This is a genomic window from Pseudarthrobacter sp. NCCP-2145 (genome assembly GCF_023708005.1).
Taxonomy (GTDB): Bacteria; Actinomycetota; Actinomycetes; order Actinomycetales; family Micrococcaceae; genus Arthrobacter; species Arthrobacter oxydans.
Genome location: NZ_BRCG01000020.1, coordinates 65079 through 84353 on the forward strand (window position 1 = coordinate 65079; position 19275 = coordinate 84353).

Here is a 19275-nt window from a genome sequence, read left to right on the forward strand (position 1 = left end):
CAATGGTCAGCACGCCCACACGCCCGCCAGCCCGGAAGCAGGCAGGCAAGCCGCGTCCCGGCTCCTCCGCATCACCGCTCCGGCCACCTGCCGCCGCCGGCACCAGGCTGCGCGCCGCCTACCGGAAGTTCTGGTCGGCGCTTGAAGGGACCGGAACGTCCAGGAACGGCTCCACCTACTACCTCATCCTGGGCTCCACCCTGGCACTGACGGCCATCGGCATCATGATGGTCCTCTCCGCCTCGAGCGTGGAATCGATCGCCGCCGGCAAGTCGCCGTACGGGGATGCGCTGAAACAGGGCATGTTCGCCGCCATCGGCATCTTCACCATGTTCGTGCTGTCCCGCATCAACGTGGTCTGGCTCAAGCGGCTTGCCTGGCCCGCCGTCATCGCCGCCGTCGTCCTCCTTGGACTCGTCCAGCTGGTCGGCGCGGAAGTCAACGGCAACAAGAACTGGATCGACCTCGGCGGTATCACCTTCCAGCCGTCCGAAGCATCAAAGCTCGCACTCGCGCTCTGGATGGCCACCGTCCTGGCCCGGAAGGGAAAGCTGCTCAGCCGGTGGCAGCACGTCGCGGTCCCCGCCGTTCCGATGGCCATCATCATCGTTGGCCTGGTCCTGGTGGGAAACGACCTCGGAACCGCCATGATCATCATGATGGTCACGGCTGCCGCACTCTTCTTCGCCGGGGCGCCTCTCTATCTCTTCGGCATTGCCGGCCTTGCCGCAGCCGCAGGGACGGCTGTCATGGCCGTCACCAGCTCCAACCGCATGTGCCGCATCACCTCATGGTGGACCGGGCAGTCCTGTGCCGACGGCATCGACGCCAACTACCAGGCCACGAACGGCCTCTACGGCCTTGCCTCCGGAGGATGGTTCGGGGTGGGGCTGGGACAAAGCCGGCAAAAGTACAGCTGGATCCCCGAAGCCCACAACGACTTCATCTTCGCCATCATCGGCGAGGAACTCGGACTGGTGGGGACCGTCGTCGTCCTGATCCTCTTCGCCATCCTGGGAGCCGCCATCTACCGCGTGGTAGTGGCTCAGGAGGACATGTTCCACCGTGTCCTCGCCGGCACCATCATGGTGTGGCTGCTGGGCCAGGCAACCGTGAACATGTCCGTGGTGACCGGCCTGATGCCCGTCATCGGCGTCCCGCTGCCCTTCATCTCCTACGGCGGCTCGGCGCTGCTGATGTCGCTCTGCGCCATCGGGGTTGTGCTTTCCCTGGCCAGGGAACAGATGGCCCCGGCCATCCGGCCCAAACGGATGCTCAAGTTCAAGGCCAAGCCGGCGCGGAAAAACGCGGACCGGAAGAAAACTGCAAGAAAGCGTACCTAGCCCTCCATGACCACCAATACCCCGTCCATCGTCCTGGCCGGCGGCGGCACTGCCGGACACATCAGCCCGCTGCTCGCCATCGCCGCGGCACTCCGGGAAGCCTCCCCGGAAGCCGCCATCCTCGCCGTCGGCACGCCGTCCGGCATGGAAACCAGGCTGGTTCCCGCCGCAGGGGTGGAACTGGCCACCATCGACCGGGTGCCGTTCCCGCGGCGGCCTTCCGCGGACCTGCTGCGCCTCCCTGCCAGGCTGGCCGGGGCCGTACGCCAGGCCGGAGCAATCCTGGATACAGCAGGCGCTGATGTCCTGGTGGGAGTTGGCGGCTATGTTTGCACGCCCATGTACCTTGCCGCGCGCAAACGCCGGATTCCCATCGTGATCCACGAGGCCAACGCGCGTCCGGGACTCGCGAACAGGGTGGGAGCCCTGATGACCCGCCGCGTCGCCGTGGCGTTCGCCAACACTCCGCTCCGCCACGCCCGGCACGTTGGAATGCCCATGCGCACCGAAATCTCAGGCCTGGACAGGGCAGCCGCGCGCACCGCCGCCCGCGCTGCCCTCGGCCTGGACCCGGTCCAGCCTGCGCTGATCGTCACCGGAGGGTCCTCCGGCGCCCAGAGCATCAACCGCACCATTGCCGCCGCTGTTGAACGGCTGTCGGCGGCAGGCATCCAGACCCTGCACATCACCGGACGCGGCAAGGCTGTCATGGACAGCGACGGCCGGCCGCTTGCCGCAAAGGACTACCGCCAGGTGGAGTACGTGGACGGTATGGAGCTTGCCTACGCCGCCGCGGATGTGCTCCTGGCCCGCTCCGGGGCGGCCACCGTCTGCGAGGTCGCCGCCGTCGGCGTCCCCGCCGTGCTGGTGCCGCTGCCCATAGGCAATGGCGAGCAGGCCCTGAACGCTGCCGGACTGGTGGCCGCGGGCGGTGCGCTGCTGGTGAATGACCGCGATTTCACCCCCGAATGGGTGGACCGGGAACTGATCCCGCTCATCACGGACCAGCCGCGGCTCGCAGCCATGGCCAGCAGTTCCTACCGGCTTGGCATCCGAAACGCCGATCAGCGCATGGCTGACCTCATCCTGGAAGCAGCAGCATCATGAACCACGCCACCATTCCCAGCCTCGAGTCGCTGGGCCGCGTCCACTTTGTGGGAATCGGAGGCGTCGGCATGTCCGCCGTTGCCAGGATCATGGTTGCCCGCGGCGTTCCGGTCAGCGGCTCCGACGCGAAAGACCTGCCGGTGATGGCCGACCTCGCCGCCGCGGGTGCCCGCATCGCGGTGGGATACGCCTCCGCCAACCTGGGAGATGCCCAGACAGTCGTGGCCGGATCCGCCATCCGCACCGACAACCCGGAGCTGGTGGCCGCCAGGGAGGCAGGACTGCCCGTGCTGCACCGGTCCGAGGCGCTGGCCGCCACCATGGGCGGCGACACGGTGGTCACGGTGGCTGGCACCCACGGTAAGTCCACCACCACGTCCATGGTGACGGTCCTGCTGCAGGGCGCCGGGCTGGACCCTTCATTCGCCATCGGCGCCAATGTTCCCGCGCTCGGCGTCAACGCAGCGCACGGCAGTTCCGGAATCTTCGTGGCCGAGGCCGACGAATCCGACGGCTCCTTCCTCAACTACCGGCCCAGGATCGCCGTGGTGACCAACGTTGAACCGGACCACCTGGACCACTACGGCACGGCCGAGGCTGTGTACGAGTCCTTTGACCGGTTCACCGCGCTGCTTCCCGCGGACGGCGTGCTGGTTGCCTGCGCGGACGACGCCGGCGCGCTGGCCCTCGCTGAAAGAACACGGACCAGGGGCAACACGCGCGTGGTGCTGTACGGAACCACCGAGGGGGCGGACCTCGTGCTGCACGACGGCGGTCCCGGCGACGTCGCGGTCTCCACGGCTTCCGGACGTTTCCCGCTGGCCCTTCAGGTGCCCGGACGGCACAACGCACTGAACGCCGCGGCCGCGTTCGCCGTCGCGCTTGAACTTGGCGTCGACCCCGCAGCGGCCGCAGCCGCCCTGGCGCACTTCTCCGGCGCCTCCCGGCGCTTCGAGCTCAAAGGCGAGGCCCGCGGAGTCCGCGTGTTCGATGACTACGCCCACCACCCGACCGAAGTCCGGGCCGCCCTCGCCGCTGCCCGTTCGGTCGCCGGCGCACACAAGGTGCACGTCCTCTTCCAGCCCCACCTGTTCTCCCGCACCCGCGAGTTCGCGCAGGAGTTTGCCGAGGCGCTCAACCTCGCCGACACCGCCCTGGTGCTGGATATCTATCCCGCCCGTGAGGATCCCATTCCGGGAGTGACCAGCCAGCTCATTGCCGACCACCTGGACAGCGGGGGACGCCTGGTGGATGCCGGTGACGCCGTCTCCGCACTGACGGCCGCTGCCGCGGACGGGGACATTGTGCTGACAGCCGGCGCCGGCGACGTCACGGCGTACGGGCCGCGGATCGTCGAGGCCCTGCGTGGCTAGCACCCGCCGCCCCACGTACACCTCCACCGGCCGCCCGGCCCGCTCCGGCGGCGCAGGCGGCAGCGATGGAAATACCGGCAACGGTGGAAAGGCCGGACCCGCGGCCGACGACGTCATCTCGGCCTCCCGGAGCGTTCCGGAGCCCGGGCCCGAAGGGGGCGGCAAGGGTACGGATCCGGCAAAACCGAAACGGGCCGGCATTCCAGGCCTGGGCAGGGGCCGGAAGGCGGAACCGTCCGCGGCAGCCGCCGGGAACGTGGTGGTTTTTCCCGAGCCCAAAGGGAAGCGCCGCAAACGGAATATCCTTGCTGTCGCCGGAACGCTCATCGCCCTCGTGGCCGGCCTCCTGGCGGTGGCCACCTTCTCGCCGGTCCTGGCCGTTGACACCATCTCCGTTTCCGGGACGCGCCTGCTGACGCCTGCCCAGGTGGAAACCGCGCTTGAGCCCCTGCGGGGAAAACCGCTGCCGCAAATCAGCGACGACGAGGTGGCGAGGCTGCTGGAGCCCCTGGTCCAGGTTAAGTCGGTCTCCGCGGAAGCCCGGCCGCCCTCAGGGCTGGCCGTGGCAGTGCGGGAACGGGTGCCGGTGGCACTGGTCAAGCAGGGGGAGCAGTACCAGCTCGTGGACGTCGAAGGAGTCCAGCTGGCGGCCACCGCCGATCCCGCGTCCGTCTCCCTGCCCGTCATCGACGGCGGTGCGGGAGCCATCGGGCAGGATCTCTTCCGCGCGACGGCCGCTGTCCTGGGCGCCCTGCCCGCCGACGTCCTCGCCAGGCTTTCCAACGCCTCCGCCCAGTCGGTGGACGCGGTGGAACTCAAGCTCGTGGACGGCCAGACCATCATCTGGGGCAACGCGGGGGAGAAGGAGCTCAAGGCCAAAGTCCTGGCGGCGCTCCTGAAGGTTCCCGCCGATCCCAAGAACCCCGTCAAGGTTTACGACGTCAGCGTGCCCCGGCACCCGGTGACGCGCTGACGGTTTATTTCCGGTATTAATCCGACACGCGGAGCCGGTTATTGAATGTGGCCAGCAGAGGAAATACCGTCACAGACATGAGTTACTTGACATAACTATAACCTTCAACTCGAAGGTTAAGGTTACTGGCTTCAAGCTCTCCATCAGTTTTCGCAATAAGACACGAACAAGGGACACGTAACGTGGCAGCTCCGCAGAATTACTTGGCCGTCATCAAAGTCGTCGGCATCGGCGGCGGTGGCGTGAACGCAGTCAACCGCATGATCGAGGTCGGCCTCCGAGGTGTTGAATTCATCGCCATCAATACCGACGCCCAGGCCCTGCTCATGAGCGACGCGGACGTGAAGCTCGACGTCGGACGCGAGCTGACCCGCGGGCTCGGCGCAGGCGCCAACCCGGAGGTGGGCAAGCAGGCCGCCGAGGACCACGCCGACGAGATCGAAGAAGTGCTCCGCGGCGCGGACATGGTCTTCGTCACGGCCGGCGAAGGCGGTGGCACCGGCACCGGCGGCGCTCCCGTCGTCGCCCGCATTGCCCGTTCGCTGGGTGCACTGACCATCGGCGTGGTCACCCGTCCCTTCACCTTCGAGGGCCGCCGCCGCGCCGGGTCCGCAGAGGCCGGCATCGACGCCCTCCGGGACGAGGTGGACACCCTCATCGTCATCCCCAACGACCGGCTCCTGTCCATCAGCGACCGCAACGTGTCGGTCCTGGACGCCTTCCGCTCAGCAGACCAGGTGCTCCTCTCGGGCGTCCAGGGCATCACGGACCTCATCACCACCCCGGGCCTGATCAACCTTGACTTCGCCGATGTGAAGTCCGTCATGCAGGGTGCAGGCTCCGCGCTGATGGGCATCGGCTCTGCCCGTGGTGAAGACCGCGCCGTCAAGGCAGCCGAGCTGGCCATCGCATCGCCGCTGCTGGAAGCGTCCATCGACGGCGCCCATGGCGTTTTGCTGTCCATCCAGGGCGGTTCTGACCTTGGCCTCTTTGAGATCAATGAAGCCGCGCGCCTGGTCCAGGAAGTCGCCCACCCTGAGGCGAACATCATCTTCGGTGCCGTGATCGACGACGCCCTCGGTGACGAGGCCCGCGTAACGGTCATTGCTGCCGGCTTCGACGACGTCAAGGCCACCTCGCCGTCCATGGACCAGTCGCAGCCCCAGGTTGCTCCCCAGCGGCCCGCAGCTCCGGCAGCGGCCCCCGCGCCGTCGCAGGCTCCCTCCGCCGGAAACCACCAGGTGCACGTCCAGCCGGTCCACGCAGGTGTCGGGGCAGCAGGCCTCAGCAACTGGGGGCAGCAGCGCCCCTCGGCCGTTCCGGCCGATTCCGGCTTCGACGTTGACCTTCCCTCCGTCGTGGAACCGGACCTCACCGGCAGCCGCTCGGATGACCTGGATGTCCCCGACTTCCTGAAATAGGCCGCGGGTTGTTCCATTGGCGGGCCGAGATCCTTCCCGGGGTCTCGGCCGCTTTTACTGACAGCGGTGCGGGGAATCTCGCCCTGCACGTGGGCGACGACGCCGGCGCCGTGCAGCGGCGGCGCGAACAGCTCGAAGCCGCGGCGGGAATCGAACCCCGCAGCCTCCGGTTCATGAACCAGGTGCACGGCACCACGGTGGCCGTGATGGACAGGGGCAGCGGAACGCCGGAAGCAGATGCGATGGTTTCGCGTTCCCAGCCGCTGGCTGTCATGGTGGCTGACTGCATCCCGCTCCTGCTGGCGGGAACGTCCGCTGACGGCCACGTCCTGGCCGCCGTCCACGCCGGGCGGCCCGGCGTGGCCAACGGGGTCATCCCGTCCGCCGTGGACACTATGAGATCGCTCGGCGCGGCGGACATCCGCGCCTGGCTCGGTCCGTCCATTTGCGGCAGGTGCTACGAGGTGCCGCCTGCGCTGCGGGACGAGGTGGCCGCGGCGGTGCCCGCCACCTGGTCCACCACCTCCTGGGGAACCCCGGCGCTGGATCTTCCGGCCGGCGCCCGCAGCCAGCTGGAAAACGCCGGGGTCGGCGTTGAATACGCCGGTCCCTGCACCCTGGAAACGGCTTCCCTCTACTCCTACCGCCGCGACTCCGGCACCGGCCGTTTCGCCGGCCTTGTCTGGTGCCATGACTGACCCCGCACTGAACGACGGCGGTGCCGGCGCAGGCGATCCGCGCACCGCCGAGCTTGCCGGGCGGCTCGAAGCAGTCCGGCGCCGGATAGGCGTGGCCGCGGCTGCGGCCGGCAGGGAAGACAGGCTGCCGACCCTGATCGTGGTCACCAAGTTCCATCCCGTGGAGGACATCCGGCGCCTCGCGGCCCTGGGAGTGACCGACGTCGGGGAAAACAGGGACCAGGAGGCTGCGGGGAAAGCGGAAATCCTGGCCGAGTGCGGGCTGACCTGGCACTTCGTGGGCCAGCTGCAGACGAAGAAAGCCAAATCGGTGGTCCGCTACGCGTCCGCCGTGCACTCGGTGGACCGGCCCCAACTCGTGGATGCCCTGGCGAAGGCGGCGCACAACGAGCGCGCCGCGGCGGGGCGTGCGCCACTGGACTGCTTCATCCAGGTCAACCTTGAAGACCATGCCGACGCCGGTGCGCACCGGGGAGGTGCCGCGCCCGGTGACGTGTTGCTCCTGGCGGACAGGATTGCCGAAGCCGAAGGCCTGCGGCTGGCGGGCGTGATGGCAGTGGCGCCCTTGGGCGCCCCACCCGAGCGCGCCTTCGAAAAGCTGGCCGGAGTCTCAGCGCGGCTCGTGGCGCAGCACCCAGGCGCTGCCGCCATTTCCGCCGGCATGAGCCAGGACCTTGAGGCAGCCATCGCGTTCGGGGCGACACACCTGCGAATCGGTTCCGATATTCTCGGATCGCGTCCCGCCGTGGGGTAGCGTCGGAGCTATTGCAAGTGATGGGCGGGGGACTTCAATGCTGTCAAGTCATTGGGCGGCCCGCTTACGGGACACGATTAGGAGTCGACCATGGCCGGCGCTCTGCGCAAGACAATGATCTATCTTGGGCTCGCCGACGGCGATGAGCATTACGAGTCCGAGCAACAGACAACACGTAAGGATGAGGACGAAACTATGGAAGCTGACCGCGAGGAACGCCGTGCACCTGCACCCGTCCGTGAGGTCAGCCGCGAAACGTCCTACACCCCCGAAGAGGAATACCGCGCCCCAGTGACCCCCATCAAGCGTGCGGCGTCGAGCCGCGAAGAGACCAGCGGGCTCCGCCAGATCACCACCATCCACCCGCGCTCCTACAACGATGCCAAGCTCATCGGTGAGAGCTTCCGGGACGGCATCCCGGTGATCATGAACGTCACGGACATGGGTGAGGCCGACGCCAAGCGCCTGGTGGACTTCTCCGCCGGCCTGGTCTTCGGACTCCGCGGAAGCATCGAGCGGGTGACCAACAAGGTCTTCCTGCTGTCGCCGTCGTACGTTGAGGTCATCGGTGACGACAAGAAAATCAGCGAAACGCAGGCCAGCTTCTTCAACCAAAGCTGACCCTCGGGCAGTACACGGATGCCAGGCAGGGACACCTGTCTGGCATCTGTGTTGAAATAGACGGGACACATCGGCAGGAAGCCGCGGTACACAGATGAACATGGAGATATGAGTTAAGTCATGGGAATTGCTTTCGGACTTGTCTATCTCGCGCTGCTCCTGTTCTTCGTTGCCCTGATCATCCGCCTGGTCTTTGACTGGGTGCAGATGTTCGCCCGGGAATGGCGTCCGCGGGGCGTCGCCCTGGTGGCCGCCCACGCTGTGTACTCCATCACCGATCCGCCACTGAAGGTACTGCGCCGGGTGATCCCGCCCCTGCGGCTTGGCGGCATCTCCCTGGACCTGGGCTTCCTGGTTCTGTTCATCGCCGTCAGCATTGCGATGGGAATCACAAGGGGCCTGGCCTGATTTACCCCGTATAGACCTAGCAGCACAGGGTGGACCCGTCCGGGAACAGCTACTGTGAAGCGAAGAAAACTCACGTTTGACACCGCAGTGTTGAATTAGAGTAACCAGACCAAATTTAGGTACCGTAGTTTTGACGGCCGGAAGGCCTACTGACTAACTAGACCAGTGAGGTGACCAGATGGCTTTGACGCCAGAAGACGTTGTCAACAAGCGCTTTCAGCCGACCAAGTTCCGCGAAGGGTACGACCAGGACGAAGTTGATGACTTCCTGGACGAGATCGTCGTTGAACTCCGCCGCCTGAACCAGGAGAACGACGAACTTCGCAAGAAGCTCGCCGAAGCCGGTTCCAGCGTTCCGGCCAGCTCGGCCGCTGCCCCCGTTGTGGAGAAGGTTCCCGCGCCCGTCAAGGCCGACAAGGATGAGGCACGCGAGAAGGCGGAAGCCGAAGCCAAGGCTGCCGAAGCCAGCAAGAAGAAGGACGTCCAGCCTGCCGCCGCTGCAGCCCCTGCAGCAGCTGCCGCCGTCGCCACGCCTTCCGCCGAGTCCGCAGCCGGCCTCCTGGCCATGGCCCAGCAGATGCACGACCGCCACGTGGCCGACGGCCAGGCCCAGAAGGACAAGATCATCGCCGAGGCGCAGATCGAAGCCAGCAGCCTGGTCAACGATGCACAGGAGAAGTCCCGCAAGATCCTGGGCGCCCTCGAGCAGCAGCGTTCGGTCCTGGAGCGCAAGGTGGAGCAGCTCCGCGGCTTCGAGCGCGACTACCGTTCGCGCCTGAAGGCCTACATCGAAGGCCAGCTGCGCGACCTGGACGCCCGCGGTTCCGTGGCTACGCCGGAAGTCAGCGAAGCCAACTAGTCCGTCAAAGCACGTATTCTGAAAGCCGGTGGCTGAGGATTCCTCGGCCGCCGGCTTTTGGCATTGCCACCTGTTGTACGAATGAAAGCACCATGACTGACGAACTTGCCGCGGATCCCGCACGCCCTGTCCCACCCGCACCGCGCCCGCGCCGGGCCGTGCTGCTCTCCGTCTTCGCCGGGTTCGCCCTCTTTGCCTACGTCCTGGACCAGCTCACCAAGCTCTGGGTTACCTCCAGCATGGTGGAGGGCGAACGGATCCCCGTGTTCCCGCCGCTCCTGCACTGGTACTTCATCCGAAATTCGGGCGCGGCCTTTTCCATCGGGGAAAACGTCACCTGGGTGTTTTCGATCATCATGGCCGCGGTGTCCGTGGCCATTCTCTTCCAGGTCCGCAAGCTCGGCTCGGTCTGGTGGTCCCTGGCGCTGGGCCTGCTCCTGGGTGGAGCGCTCGGCAACCTGACCGACCGGCTGTTCCGCGAACCGTCCTTCGGCATGGGCCATGTGGTGGACTTCATCCAGCTCCCCAATTTTGCCATTTTCAACATCGCGGACTCAGCGGTGGTGTCCGCCGTCGCCATCATCTGCATCCTGACGCTGCGCGGTATTACCCTCGATGGAAGCAGGCTGACCCCTGAACGCAAGGACAAGTCCGGCGATGCCTGAAGCAATGCCTGAACAGATTATCGTTGCCGACGAATACGGGGGAACCCGTGCGGACGCCGGGCTCGCGGCCCTCCTGGGCATCTCGCGGTCCCTTGCCGCGTCCCTCCTTGCGGAGGGGCATGTGGAGAGCAAGGGCAAGCCCCTGGGCAAGTCGGCAAAGCTGGTGGCGGGCGATGTCCTCAAGGTCAGCATGCCGGAGCGGCGTGACCCGCTGGAAGTCGTGGAGGAAGTTGTGGAAGGCCTGAAGATCCTGCTCGACGACGAGGATTTCGTCGTCGTCGACAAGCCGGTCGGTGTTGCCGCGCACCCCTCACCGGGATGGGTGGGGCCCACGGTGGTGGGAGGGCTCGCAGGGGCCGGCTACCGCATCTCCACCTCCGGGTCGCCGGAGCGGGCAGGAATCGTGCACCGGCTGGACGTCGGGACATCCGGCGTGATGGTGGTGGCAAAGTCCGAGCGTGCCTACACGGCCCTGAAGAGGGCCTTTAAGGAGCGGACGGTGGACAAGGTCTACCACGCGGTGGTGCAGGGCTTGCCTGACCCCCTGGCGGGTACCATCGATGCGCCCATCGGCCGGCATCCTGGGCATGACTGGCGCTTCGCTGTGATCGAGGACGGACGCCCGTCCGTCACGCACTACGAAGTGATTGAAGCGTTCGGCAAGGCCAGCCTGGTGGAAGTCCACCTGGAAACGGGCCGCACCCACCAGATCCGCGTCCACTTTTCCGCGCTCCGGCATCCCTGTGCCGGAGATCTCACGTACGGCGCCGACCCGCGGCTGGCCGCCACCCTCGGCCTGACCCGGCAGTGGCTGCACGCCCGCGAACTGGGGTTCGACCACCCGGTGACGGGGGAACGCGTCCGGGTCACCAGCGACTACCCGCAGGACCTGGCCTATGCCCTGGAAGTCCTCGGGTCCGGGCAGGCCTAGCGCTTTCGCCGCCTGTCCGGCGCATAGAATAGTGCGGTGACTTCCAGCAATGACTCGTTTGTCCATCTCCACAACCACACCGAGTACTCGATGCTGGACGGCGCCGCCAGGCTCGGTGAGCTGTTCGACGAGACCGAGCGGCTGGGGATGCCCGCACTCGCAACCACCGACCACGGCTACCTCTTCGGTGCCTTCGACTTCTGGAAGAAGGCCACCGACAAGGGGATCAAACCGATCATCGGCGTCGAAGCCTATGTGACTCCGGGAACGGCCCGCGGCGACAAGAGCCGCGTGCGGTGGGGCGAAGAGCACCAGCGCAAGGACGACATCTCCGGCGGCGGTTCCTACACCCACATGACCCTGCTCAGCTACAACAATGTGGGCATGCGGAACCTGTTCCGGGCGTCCTCCATCGCTTCGCTGGACGCCGTGTTCGGCAAATGGCCACGCCTGGACCGGGAACTGCTCAACACCTACTCCGAGGGATTGATCGCCACCACGGGCTGCCCCTCCGGGGAGATCCAGACCCGGCTGCGGCTGGGCCAGTACCGTGAAGCGCTGGAAGCCGCCGCGGAGTTCAGGGACATCTTCGGGGCCGAGAACTACTTCTGCGAGCTCATGGACCACGGGCTGGACATCGAGCGGCGCGTCACCGGCGACCTGCTGCGGCTTGCGAAGGACCTGAACCTTCCCCTGGTGGCCACCAACGACCTCCACTACACCCACGAGCACGACGCGAAGGCCCACGAGGCGCTCCTGGCCATCCAGTCCGGGTCCACCCTCCTGGAGCCCACTTACGACAACGGCGGTTCACGCTTCGCCTTCTCCGGCAGCGGCTATTACCTGAAGTCCCCGCAGGAAATGCGCGAACTGTTCCGCGACCACCCGGACGCCTGCGACAACACGCTCCTCATCGCCGAGCGCTGCGAGGTCTCCTTCAATACCGGCGCCAACTACATGCCGCGTTTCCCCTGCCCGCCTGGGGAGGACGAAACGTCCTGGCTGGTGAAAGAGGTTGCCAAGGGTCTCGAGTACCGCTATCCGGGCGGTGTCCCCGATGACGTCCGTGCCCAGGCGGACTACGAGCTGGGCGTCATCACCTCGATGGGTTTCCCGGGGTACTTCCTGGTGGTGGCGGACTTCATCAACTGGGCCAAGAACAACGGCATCCGCGTAGGCCCGGGCCGTGGTTCCGGCGCCGGTTCCATGGTGGCGTACGCCATGCGCATCACGGACCTCGACCCGCTGCGCCACGGCCTGATCTTTGAACGGTTCCTGAACCCGGACCGCGTTTCCATGCCCGACTTCGACGTCGACTTCGATGACCGGCGACGGTCCGAGGTCATCGATTACGTGACCCGGAAGTACGGCGACGAGCGCGTGGCCATGATCGTCACGTACGGCACCATCAAGACCAAGCAGGCGCTGAAGGACTCCTCCCGCGTGCTGGGCTACCCGTTCAGCATGGGCGAGCAGCTGACCAAGGCGCTCCCGCCGGCCGTGATGGCCAAGGACATTCCGCTGGCGGACATCCAGAATCCGGAAGCCAAGCGCTACGGCGAGGCGGGCGACTTCCGCCAGCTGATCAGCACCGACCCGGAGGCTGCCAAAGTCTTCGAGACGGCCCTGGGCATCGAGGGCCTGAAGCGGCAGTGGGGCGTCCACGCCGCCGGCGTCATCATGTCCTCGGACCCGATCATCGACGTCATCCCCATCATGCGCCGCATCCAGGACGGCCAGGTCATCACCCAGTTCGACTACCCCACGTGCGAGGGCCTGGGGCTGATCAAGATGGACTTCCTGGGCCTGCGGAACCTGACGATCATTTCCGACGCCCTGGAAAACATCAAGATGAACCGCGGCATCGACCTCGACCTTGAGTCCCTGGAACTGGATGACGCCCCGTCCTACGAGCTCCTGGCCCGCGGCGACACCCTGGGCGTGTTCCAGCTCGACGGCGGGCCCATGCGGTCCCTGCTCAAGCTGATGAAGCCTGACAACTTCGAAGACATTTCCGCCGTCCTTGCCTTGTACCGTCCCGGGCCAATGGGCGCCAACGCGCACACGGACTACGCGCTCCGCAAGAACGGGATCCAGGAAGTCATCCCGATCCACCCCGAGCTGAAGGAACCGCTCGCGGAGATCCTCGGCGGAACCTACGGCCTGATCGTGTACCAGGAGCAGGTCATGGCGGTGGCGCAGAAGCTGGCCGGCTACTCGCTGGGCCAGGCGGACATCCTCCGCCGCGCCATGGGCAAGAAAAAGAAATCGGAGCTGGACAAGCAGTTCGCCGGGTTCTCCCAGGGCATGCAGGACAACGGCTACTCTATGGAGGCCGTCAAGACCCTGTGGGACATCCTGCTTCCCTTCTCCGACTACGCGTTCAACAAGGCACACTCCGCCGCGTACGGCGTGATCTCCTACTGGACCGCGTACCTCAAGGCCCACTACGCGCCGGAATACATGGCCGCGCTGCTGACGTCGGTGGGGGATGACAAGGACAAGTCGGCGATCTACCTCAACGAGTGCCGCCGCATGGGCATCACCGTGCTGCCGCCGGACGTCAATGAGTCCGCACTGAACTTCACCCCCGTGGGCAACGACATCCGCTTCGGCATGGGCGCCATCCGCAACGTCGGCGTGAACGTGGTGGAGGCCATGGTGGCCGCCCGCGAGAGCGAGGGCGCGTATACGTCCTTCAAGGATTACCTGATGAAGGTCCCTGCCGTGGTCTGCAACAAGCGGACCATCGAATCACTGATCAAGTCCGGCGCCTTCGATTCGCTGGGGCACCACCGCCGGGCCCTGGCCATGATCCATGAAGAGGCCATCGACTCCGTCATCACCCTCAAGCGGAACGAGGCGATCGGACAGTTCGATCTCTTCGCCGGGTTCGACGAAGCCGAATCCGAGTCATCCCTGAGTATCGAGATCCCCGACCTGCCGGAGTGGGAGAAGAAGGACAAGCTTTCCTTCGAGCGGGACATGCTCGGACTGTACGTCTCGGACCATCCGCTGCAGGGCCTGGAGGGACTGCTCAGCCAGCACGCGGAGATGAGCATCACCTCCGTCCTCGGCGAGGACGGGCCGCAGGACGGCGCCATCATCACTATTGCGGGCATGATCACCTCGCTGAGCCGGCGCATTGCCAAAGCCAGCGGCAACGCGTACGCCCGGGCCGAAGTGGAGGACCTTGGCGGTTCCATGGAAGTCATGTTCTTCGGCCAGGTCTACGGACCCATCGCCTCTGTCCTCGCGGAGGACCTGATCGTGGTGGTCAAGGGGCGCCTCCAGAAACGGGACGACGGTGCCATCACCCTGAACTGCATGGAGCTGTCCGTTCCGGACCTCAGCGAGGGGCTCAACGGGCCGCTGGTGATCACCATGCCCACCTACAAAGCCACCGAGGCTGTGGTCACCGAGCTGGGCGACGTCCTCCGCACGCACCGCGGCAACTCCGAGGTGCGCCTGCACCTGCAGGGCGATACGCGGACGGAAGTCATGGGACTGCCGGTCCACCTCCGCGTGAACCCCAGCCCGTCACTGTTCGGCGACCTCAAAGTGCTGCTCGGCCCTGCCTGCCTGGACGCCTAAGCGGCCTCCTGACGAGAGGACGACGAGGGAAGGACGACGACGGGAGGCGCGTCCCGTCGTCGTCCGCGGGTGGTGGGGGACTGCTAGATCTCGTAGTCCAGCGGGACGGGCTGGCCGTACGCGCCGCCGTGGTACAGCAGCGGTGAGCCGTCGCCGCCCACCTGGCCGTCCACCACCTGGACCACCACCACGGCGTTGTTCTCGAAGGACAGCCGCATCTGCACTTCGCCGATCAGCCAGCCCGCTACGTCCTTCAGGATGGGCACCCCGTGCGGACCGGTTTCCCAATGGTCGCCCTCAAAACGGTTGCCTGCCCCCGCGAACCGGTCGGCCAGCTGCATGTTCTCGAGGCCCAGCATGTGGACCCCCAGGTAGGCGGTGTTGGCGACAGCAGGCCACGACCGGGAGCTGCGGGCCATGTTGAACGTGAAGCGCGGCGGCTGTGCGGACAACGAGGCCACGGAGGTGGCGGTGAAGCCGTAGGGCTGGTCCTGGTAGTTCACCGTGATGATGGCGACACCGGCGGCGTGGCGCCGGAACATCTCCCTGAACGTCCGCTCGAACGGAACGTCATTAGTTGTCACGGAAACTCCTGGTGGCTGGAAGGCGGGTACGTGTGCTTTCCTTCAAGGGTATGGCTCTGCCGCCCCGGCAGTGAACTCCCGGAAAGGCCCGGATCCGGCGATGAACGCCGCGGACATTTGTTAAGGTTTGTTGCATGACGAAAGCCATCCGCCGCATACGCCCGCGGCTGCCCTGGGCGATGCTGGTGATCCCGGCTGCGGCGGGTGTCCCGCTGGGCATCCTTTGGTGGCTCCTGGCGCCCGGGGGCCTGAACCTGGTCACCAGGGACCCGGCCTTCGGCAGCGGCACCAACCCGAATGTCTGGCTGCCGCGGGACCTGACGCTGGCAGGACTGCTGGTGCTTGCCGGATGCCTCCTGGCCGTTGTCCTGGCAGACAGGAAACGGGCGGATCCGCAGGCGGACCTGGTGGCGGGCCTGGCGGGAGCCCTGTGCGGTGCAGCCCTGGCGTGGCAAACGGGGCTGCTGGCAGCGCAGCTGTGGGCGCCTGCAGTTGATGCCTCAGCCAACGCCAGCATTGCCTTTTCGCTCCGCGCCTGGCCGGTGCTGCTCCTGTGGCCCGCTGCCACGGCCGTCTCGGTTTTCGTGTTGGAGCTTCTCGATCTCATGAGCCGGAAGCCGGCGGCGGACCACGGGAGTCGCCGGACGCAGTGGCAGGGCCAGTAAAATAGGCCAGTGACCATTTCTTCGGAGAACTCCGCCAGCCCAGCCGCCACCGCCGTGGACTTCCGCACCGTTGACCTGCGTGGCCAAAGCCTTACCCTCGCCGGACTCCGGGCCGCCGTGCCGCGGGCCCAGGGCCAGACCGTGGCCGACGCCGAGGAGAAGGTCCAGGACATCATTTCGGCTGTCCGGCAGGGAGGATTCGCGGCGCTGGGCGAACTCGCCCGGCGTTTTGACGGCGTGGCGCAGGACCACCCGCTGGTTCCCGCGGAGGCCCTGGCGTCCGCTCTGGAGGAGCTGGAGCCGTCAGTCCGCGGCGCGCTTGAGGAGTCCATCAGCCGGGCCCGCCGGTTCGCTGACGGCCAGCGTCCGCGCAATATCGAGGTGCAGCTCGGCGACGGCGCAGTGGTGGCACAGAACTGGGTTCCGGTGTCGCGGGTGGGTCTTTACGTCCCGGGCGGCCTCGCCGTCTACCCCTCCTCCGTGATCATGAACGTCGTCCCGGCCCTGGCCGCGGGAGTCCAGTCCATCGCCCTGGCGTCCCCTCCGCAAAAGGAGTTCGGCGGGCTGCCCCACCCCACCATCCTTGCCGCTGCCGCGCTGCTGGGCATCACCGAGGTGTATGCCATCGGCGGCGCCCAGGCCGTCGCCGCGTTCGCCTACGGTGTCCCGGCAACCGAGGCGGGCCCGGCCCTGGAACCGGTGGACGTGGTGACCGGACCGGGCAACATCTTTGTTGCCACCGCCAAGCGTCTGGTCAAGGGCGTGGTGGGGATCGACTCCGAGGCGGGCACCACTGAAATCGCGATCCTCGCAGACTCCACGGCCCAGCCGCGCCTGGTGGCAGCCGACCTCATCAGCCAGGCCGAGCACGATCCCAAGGCAGCCTCCGTGCTGATTACGGACTCCGGGGACCTCGCCGCCGCCGTCCGTGCCGAGCTCGACCGGCAGGCCGCGGCCACCAGGCACTCCGCCCGCGTCCGCGAGGCGCTGTCCGGTCCGCAGTCCGGGGTGGTCCTGGTGGACAACCTTGAACAGGGCATTGCGGCGTGCGATGCCTACGCGGCAGAACACCTGGAGATCATGACGCAGGATGCCCCAGGGGTCGCCGCCAGGATCCGGAATGCCGGTGCCATCTTTGTGGGCGACTACAGCCCGGTCAGCCTGGGGGACTACTGTGCCGGATCCAACCACGTCCTGCCCACCAGCGGAACGGCTGCCTTCTCGTCGGGCCTGAACGTCACCACTTTCCTGCGGGCCATCCAGGTGGTGAACTACACCCGTGACGCGCTGGCGGAAGTCAGCGGCCACATTGTCAGCCTTTCCGGAGCCGAGGACCTTCCCGCGCACGGGGATGCGGTGACGGCCAGGTTCTCCTGACATCTGCCCGCAATGTCGACATGTAGTGGTGGCAACCACAACATGTAGTACTTACACGCTTGTTATTAGCCGGAGCGGAGACGTAAACTGGGATACGGCGCAGTTGCGCCTGCAGTTTTTCGCCGGCACAGATCCTGGGAGAGGGAGGCACAATGTACTGTCCGTTCTGCCGCAACCCCGATTCCCGGGTGGTGGACAGCCGCATGGCGGATGACGGCTCAGCCATCCGGCGCCGCCGCCAGTGCCCGGAGTGCGGACGCAGGTTCACCACCGTCGAAACCACCAGCCTTTCCGTGATCAAGCGCTCCGGCGTGGGCGAGCCCTTCAGCCGCAGCAAGGTGATCAACGGGGTACGCAAAGCCTGCCAGGGGCGTCCCGTTAGCGAGGACGACCTCGCACTGCTGGCGCAGGAAGTCGAGGAACAGATCCGTTCCTCCGGCGCCGCCGAAATCGACGCCCACGAGGTGGGCCTGGTCATCCTCGGACCCCTGCAGAAGCTGGACAAGGTTGCCTACCTCCGCTTTGCGAGCGTCTACCAGGCCTTCGAATCCCTTGAGGATTTCGAGACTGCCATTGCCCTGCTCCGCCAGGAAGAACAGGACGCCCGGGGCGTTGCCGCGAAGGGCGCCAAGAGCTCCGAGAAGAGCCCCCTCTAAACTCCGGTGGCGGCAGCGGAGGGGAAGCCGAAGCCGCCACCGGCACTCTGTCCCGGCATGTTGCCCGACGGGAGAATGTGCCGCCTGCGGCGGAACTACCGAGCCGGCTGACGGACTCCTGCCACACTCCAGCGGAACCCCCGCGCCGCCGTCGACCCTTATGCCTGCCCTGGCGACGCCACTCCGGCGGCCGGCAGGAAAGGGCCCGCGACTCCCGTTTATCCCTTGTGGGCAGCAAGCCGCTCTCTAAGAGCACTAATTCTGCGGCTGGCGCCCTTGGCCGGTGCCGCCCCGGTCCGGGGCGGCACCAATCCCACGGCTACTTGGCGAGCTTGTGCTGCAGGGCGATTTCGATCGCGGCGCCCACGATGCCGGCCTCGTTGCGGAGGACCGCCGGCACGATCGGCGTGCGCAGCCGCAGGTTGGGCAGGTACTCGTCAGCGCGCTTGGAAATGCCGCCGCCCACAATAAACAGTTCGGGCGAGAACAGGAATTCGACGTGGGAAAAGTAGCGCTGCAGCAGCACGCTGTACTCGTCCCAGGACAGGCCGTCGCGTTCGCGGGCCACCGCGGAAGCCTTGGTCTCGGCGTCGTGGCCGTCGATTTCGAGGTGGCCAAGTTCAGCATTGGGGACGAGCTTGCCGTCGAAGATAAAGGCCGAGCCGATTCCGGTGCCGAGCGTGATGACCAGGACCGTGCCCTTGACACCGGCACCGGCGCCGTAGCGCGCCTCGGCCAGGCCCGCGGCGTCGGCGTCGTTGATGACCTCAACGGGCCGGCCAAGGCGGGCAGTCAGGAGCGCATCGATGTCCGTGTTGAGCCAGCTCTTGTCCACGTTGGCCGCGGAGTGGACCACGCCGTGCTGGATGATGCCGGGGAAGGTCACGCCGACGGGGGAGCCGGCAGCAGGCGCCTCGGGGCGGGCGGACAGCTCGGCAACCACCAGCGCCACGGCTTCGGCAACTGATTCAGGCGTGGCGGGCTGAGGAGTGGGGACACGGAACCGTTCCCCCAGCAGTTTGCCCTTCTTCAGGTCGACAATGCCGCCCTTGATTCCGGTACCTCCGATGTCGATGCCGATCAGCGGGGCGTTCTTGTGCGACTTTTCGTCCTTCTTGGCCAATGGGTTTCCGTTCGTGGCAGGGGCGGTCAGGGTTGCGGCGGCCGGTGGCCGGCCGGGAATTGATGTCCGGTCAAAAACCGGGAAGGGGTGGGGCCATGGTGTGTGCGTCGTAGGGGTGCCAGG

General features: G+C 66.6%; 18 protein-coding genes. 16 read left to right on the plus strand and 2 right to left on the minus strand.

Features of this window, described 5'->3' with window-relative positions:
* Nucleotides 1-2: 2 nt before the first annotated feature.
* From ftsW to dnaE, 13 genes are all read left to right on the plus strand, one after another.
* A complete protein-coding gene (ftsW, locus tag NFU08_RS16400; protein ID WP_174176991.1) occupies nt 3-1343 on the plus strand; it encodes a putative lipid II flippase FtsW in 1341 nt (446 codons plus the stop codon).
* Between the two features lie 6 nt (nt 1344-1349).
* A complete protein-coding gene (gene murG, locus NFU08_RS16405) occupies nt 1350-2450 on the plus strand; it encodes an undecaprenyldiphospho-muramoylpentapeptide beta-N-acetylglucosaminyltransferase (RefSeq protein WP_174176993.1) in 1101 nt (366 codons plus the stop codon).
* Nucleotides 2447-3823: a UDP-N-acetylmuramate--L-alanine ligase gene (gene murC, locus NFU08_RS16410; RefSeq protein ID WP_251424690.1), complete on the plus strand. Its 1377-nt coding sequence runs from the start codon at nt 2447-2449 to the stop codon at nt 3821-3823. Before murG ends, murC begins: the two co-directional genes overlap by 4 nt.
* The gene (locus NFU08_RS16415; protein ID WP_251424692.1) at nt 3816-4796 is read left to right on the plus strand and encodes a cell division protein FtsQ/DivIB; all 981 of its coding nucleotides are present in this window, start codon (nt 3816-3818) and stop codon (nt 4794-4796) included. Before murC ends, NFU08_RS16415 begins: the two co-directional genes overlap by 8 nt.
* A 182-nt stretch (nt 4797-4978) precedes the next feature.
* Entirely contained in the window at nt 4979-6217 is a 1239-nt protein-coding gene (gene ftsZ / locus NFU08_RS16420) for a cell division protein FtsZ (protein ID WP_066275125.1), read from the plus strand.
* Between the two features lie 8 nt (nt 6218-6225).
* A complete protein-coding gene (locus NFU08_RS16425; protein ID WP_174176999.1) occupies nt 6226-6915 on the plus strand; it encodes a polyphenol oxidase family protein in 690 nt (229 codons plus the stop codon).
* Nucleotides 6908-7669, plus strand: a complete 762-nt coding sequence (locus NFU08_RS16430) for a YggS family pyridoxal phosphate-dependent enzyme (RefSeq protein ID WP_251424694.1) — start codon at nt 6908-6910, stop codon at nt 7667-7669. Before NFU08_RS16425 ends, NFU08_RS16430 begins: the two co-directional genes overlap by 8 nt.
* 90 nt (nt 7670-7759) lie before the next feature.
* A complete protein-coding gene (locus NFU08_RS16435; RefSeq protein ID WP_104188679.1) occupies nt 7760-8290 on the plus strand; it encodes a cell division protein SepF in 531 nt (176 codons plus the stop codon).
* 120 nt (nt 8291-8410) lie between these two features.
* Entirely contained in the window at nt 8411-8698 is a 288-nt protein-coding gene (locus NFU08_RS16440) for a YggT family protein (protein ID WP_066275136.1), read from the plus strand.
* A 178-nt stretch (nt 8699-8876) separates the two neighbouring features.
* A complete protein-coding gene (locus NFU08_RS16445) occupies nt 8877-9557 on the plus strand; it encodes a DivIVA domain-containing protein (RefSeq protein ID WP_174177004.1) in 681 nt (226 codons plus the stop codon).
* Between the two features lie 92 nt (nt 9558-9649).
* On the plus strand, nt 9650-10222 hold the full coding sequence (lspA, locus tag NFU08_RS16450; RefSeq protein WP_174177006.1) for a signal peptidase II: 573 nt from the start codon (nt 9650-9652) through the stop codon (nt 10220-10222).
* Nucleotides 10223-10226: 4 nt separating this feature from the next.
* Complete coding sequence (locus NFU08_RS16455) at nt 10227-11153, plus strand: RluA family pseudouridine synthase (RefSeq protein WP_174177008.1); 927 nt, start codon at nt 10227-10229, stop codon at nt 11151-11153.
* A 36-nt stretch (nt 11154-11189) separates the two neighbouring features.
* The gene (gene dnaE / locus NFU08_RS16460; protein WP_251424696.1) at nt 11190-14747 is read left to right on the plus strand and encodes a DNA polymerase III subunit alpha; all 3558 of its coding nucleotides are present in this window, start codon (nt 11190-11192) and stop codon (nt 14745-14747) included.
* 83 nt (nt 14748-14830) lie between these two features.
* On the opposite strand, the gene NFU08_RS16465 is transcribed toward dnaE, so the two are convergent.
* Complete coding sequence (locus tag NFU08_RS16465; RefSeq protein ID WP_174177012.1) at nt 14831-15331, minus strand: flavin reductase family protein; 501 nt, start codon at nt 15329-15331, stop codon at nt 14831-14833.
* A 134-nt stretch (nt 15332-15465) separates the two neighbouring features.
* On the opposite strand from NFU08_RS16465, the gene NFU08_RS16470 reads away from it, so the two are divergent.
* From NFU08_RS16470 to nrdR, 3 genes are all read left to right on the plus strand, one after another.
* Nucleotides 15466-15996, plus strand: coding sequence for a hypothetical protein (locus tag NFU08_RS16470; RefSeq protein ID WP_174177014.1), 531 nt, complete (start codon nt 15466-15468; stop codon nt 15994-15996).
* 9 nt (nt 15997-16005) lie between these two features.
* The gene (gene hisD / locus NFU08_RS16475) at nt 16006-17373 is read left to right on the plus strand and encodes a histidinol dehydrogenase (RefSeq protein WP_174177016.1); all 1368 of its coding nucleotides are present in this window, start codon (nt 16006-16008) and stop codon (nt 17371-17373) included.
* A gap of 152 nt (nt 17374-17525) precedes the next feature.
* Nucleotides 17526-18029, plus strand: a complete 504-nt coding sequence (gene nrdR / locus NFU08_RS16480; protein ID WP_104188663.1) for a transcriptional regulator NrdR — start codon at nt 17526-17528, stop codon at nt 18027-18029.
* A gap of 319 nt (nt 18030-18348) precedes the next feature.
* On the opposite strand, the gene ppgK is transcribed toward nrdR, so the two are convergent.
* On the minus strand, nt 18349-19152 hold the full coding sequence (gene ppgK / locus NFU08_RS16485) for a polyphosphate--glucose phosphotransferase (protein ID WP_174177018.1): 804 nt from the start codon (nt 19150-19152) through the stop codon (nt 18349-18351).
* Between the last annotated feature and the right edge of the window lie 123 nt (nt 19153-19275).

Excerpts from the sequence above, each read along its gene's own strand:
- ftsW (WP_174176991.1), top strand. The coding sequence starts at position 3 with ATGGTCAGCACGCCCACACGCCCGCCAGCCCGGAAGCAGGCAGGCAAG.
- murG (WP_174176993.1), top strand. The coding sequence starts at position 1,350 with ATGACCACCAATACCCCGTCCATCGTCCTGGCCGGCGGCGGCACTGCC.
- murC (WP_251424690.1), top strand. The coding sequence starts at position 2,447 with ATGAACCACGCCACCATTCCCAGCCTCGAGTCGCTGGGCCGCGTCCAC.
- NFU08_RS16430 (WP_251424694.1), top strand. The coding sequence starts at position 6,908 with ATGACTGACCCCGCACTGAACGACGGCGGTGCCGGCGCAGGCGATCCG.
- NFU08_RS16435 (WP_104188679.1), top strand. The coding sequence starts at position 7,760 with ATGGCCGGCGCTCTGCGCAAGACAATGATCTATCTTGGGCTCGCCGAC.
- NFU08_RS16440 (WP_066275136.1), top strand. The coding sequence starts at position 8,411 with ATGGGAATTGCTTTCGGACTTGTCTATCTCGCGCTGCTCCTGTTCTTC.
- NFU08_RS16445 (WP_174177004.1), top strand. The coding sequence starts at position 8,877 with ATGGCTTTGACGCCAGAAGACGTTGTCAACAAGCGCTTTCAGCCGACC.
- lspA (WP_174177006.1), top strand. The coding sequence starts at position 9,650 with ATGACTGACGAACTTGCCGCGGATCCCGCACGCCCTGTCCCACCCGCA.
- NFU08_RS16455 (WP_174177008.1), top strand. The coding sequence starts at position 10,227 with ATGCCTGAACAGATTATCGTTGCCGACGAATACGGGGGAACCCGTGCG.
- NFU08_RS16470 (WP_174177014.1), top strand. The coding sequence starts at position 15,466 with ATGACGAAAGCCATCCGCCGCATACGCCCGCGGCTGCCCTGGGCGATG.
- nrdR (WP_104188663.1), top strand. The coding sequence starts at position 17,526 with ATGTACTGTCCGTTCTGCCGCAACCCCGATTCCCGGGTGGTGGACAGC.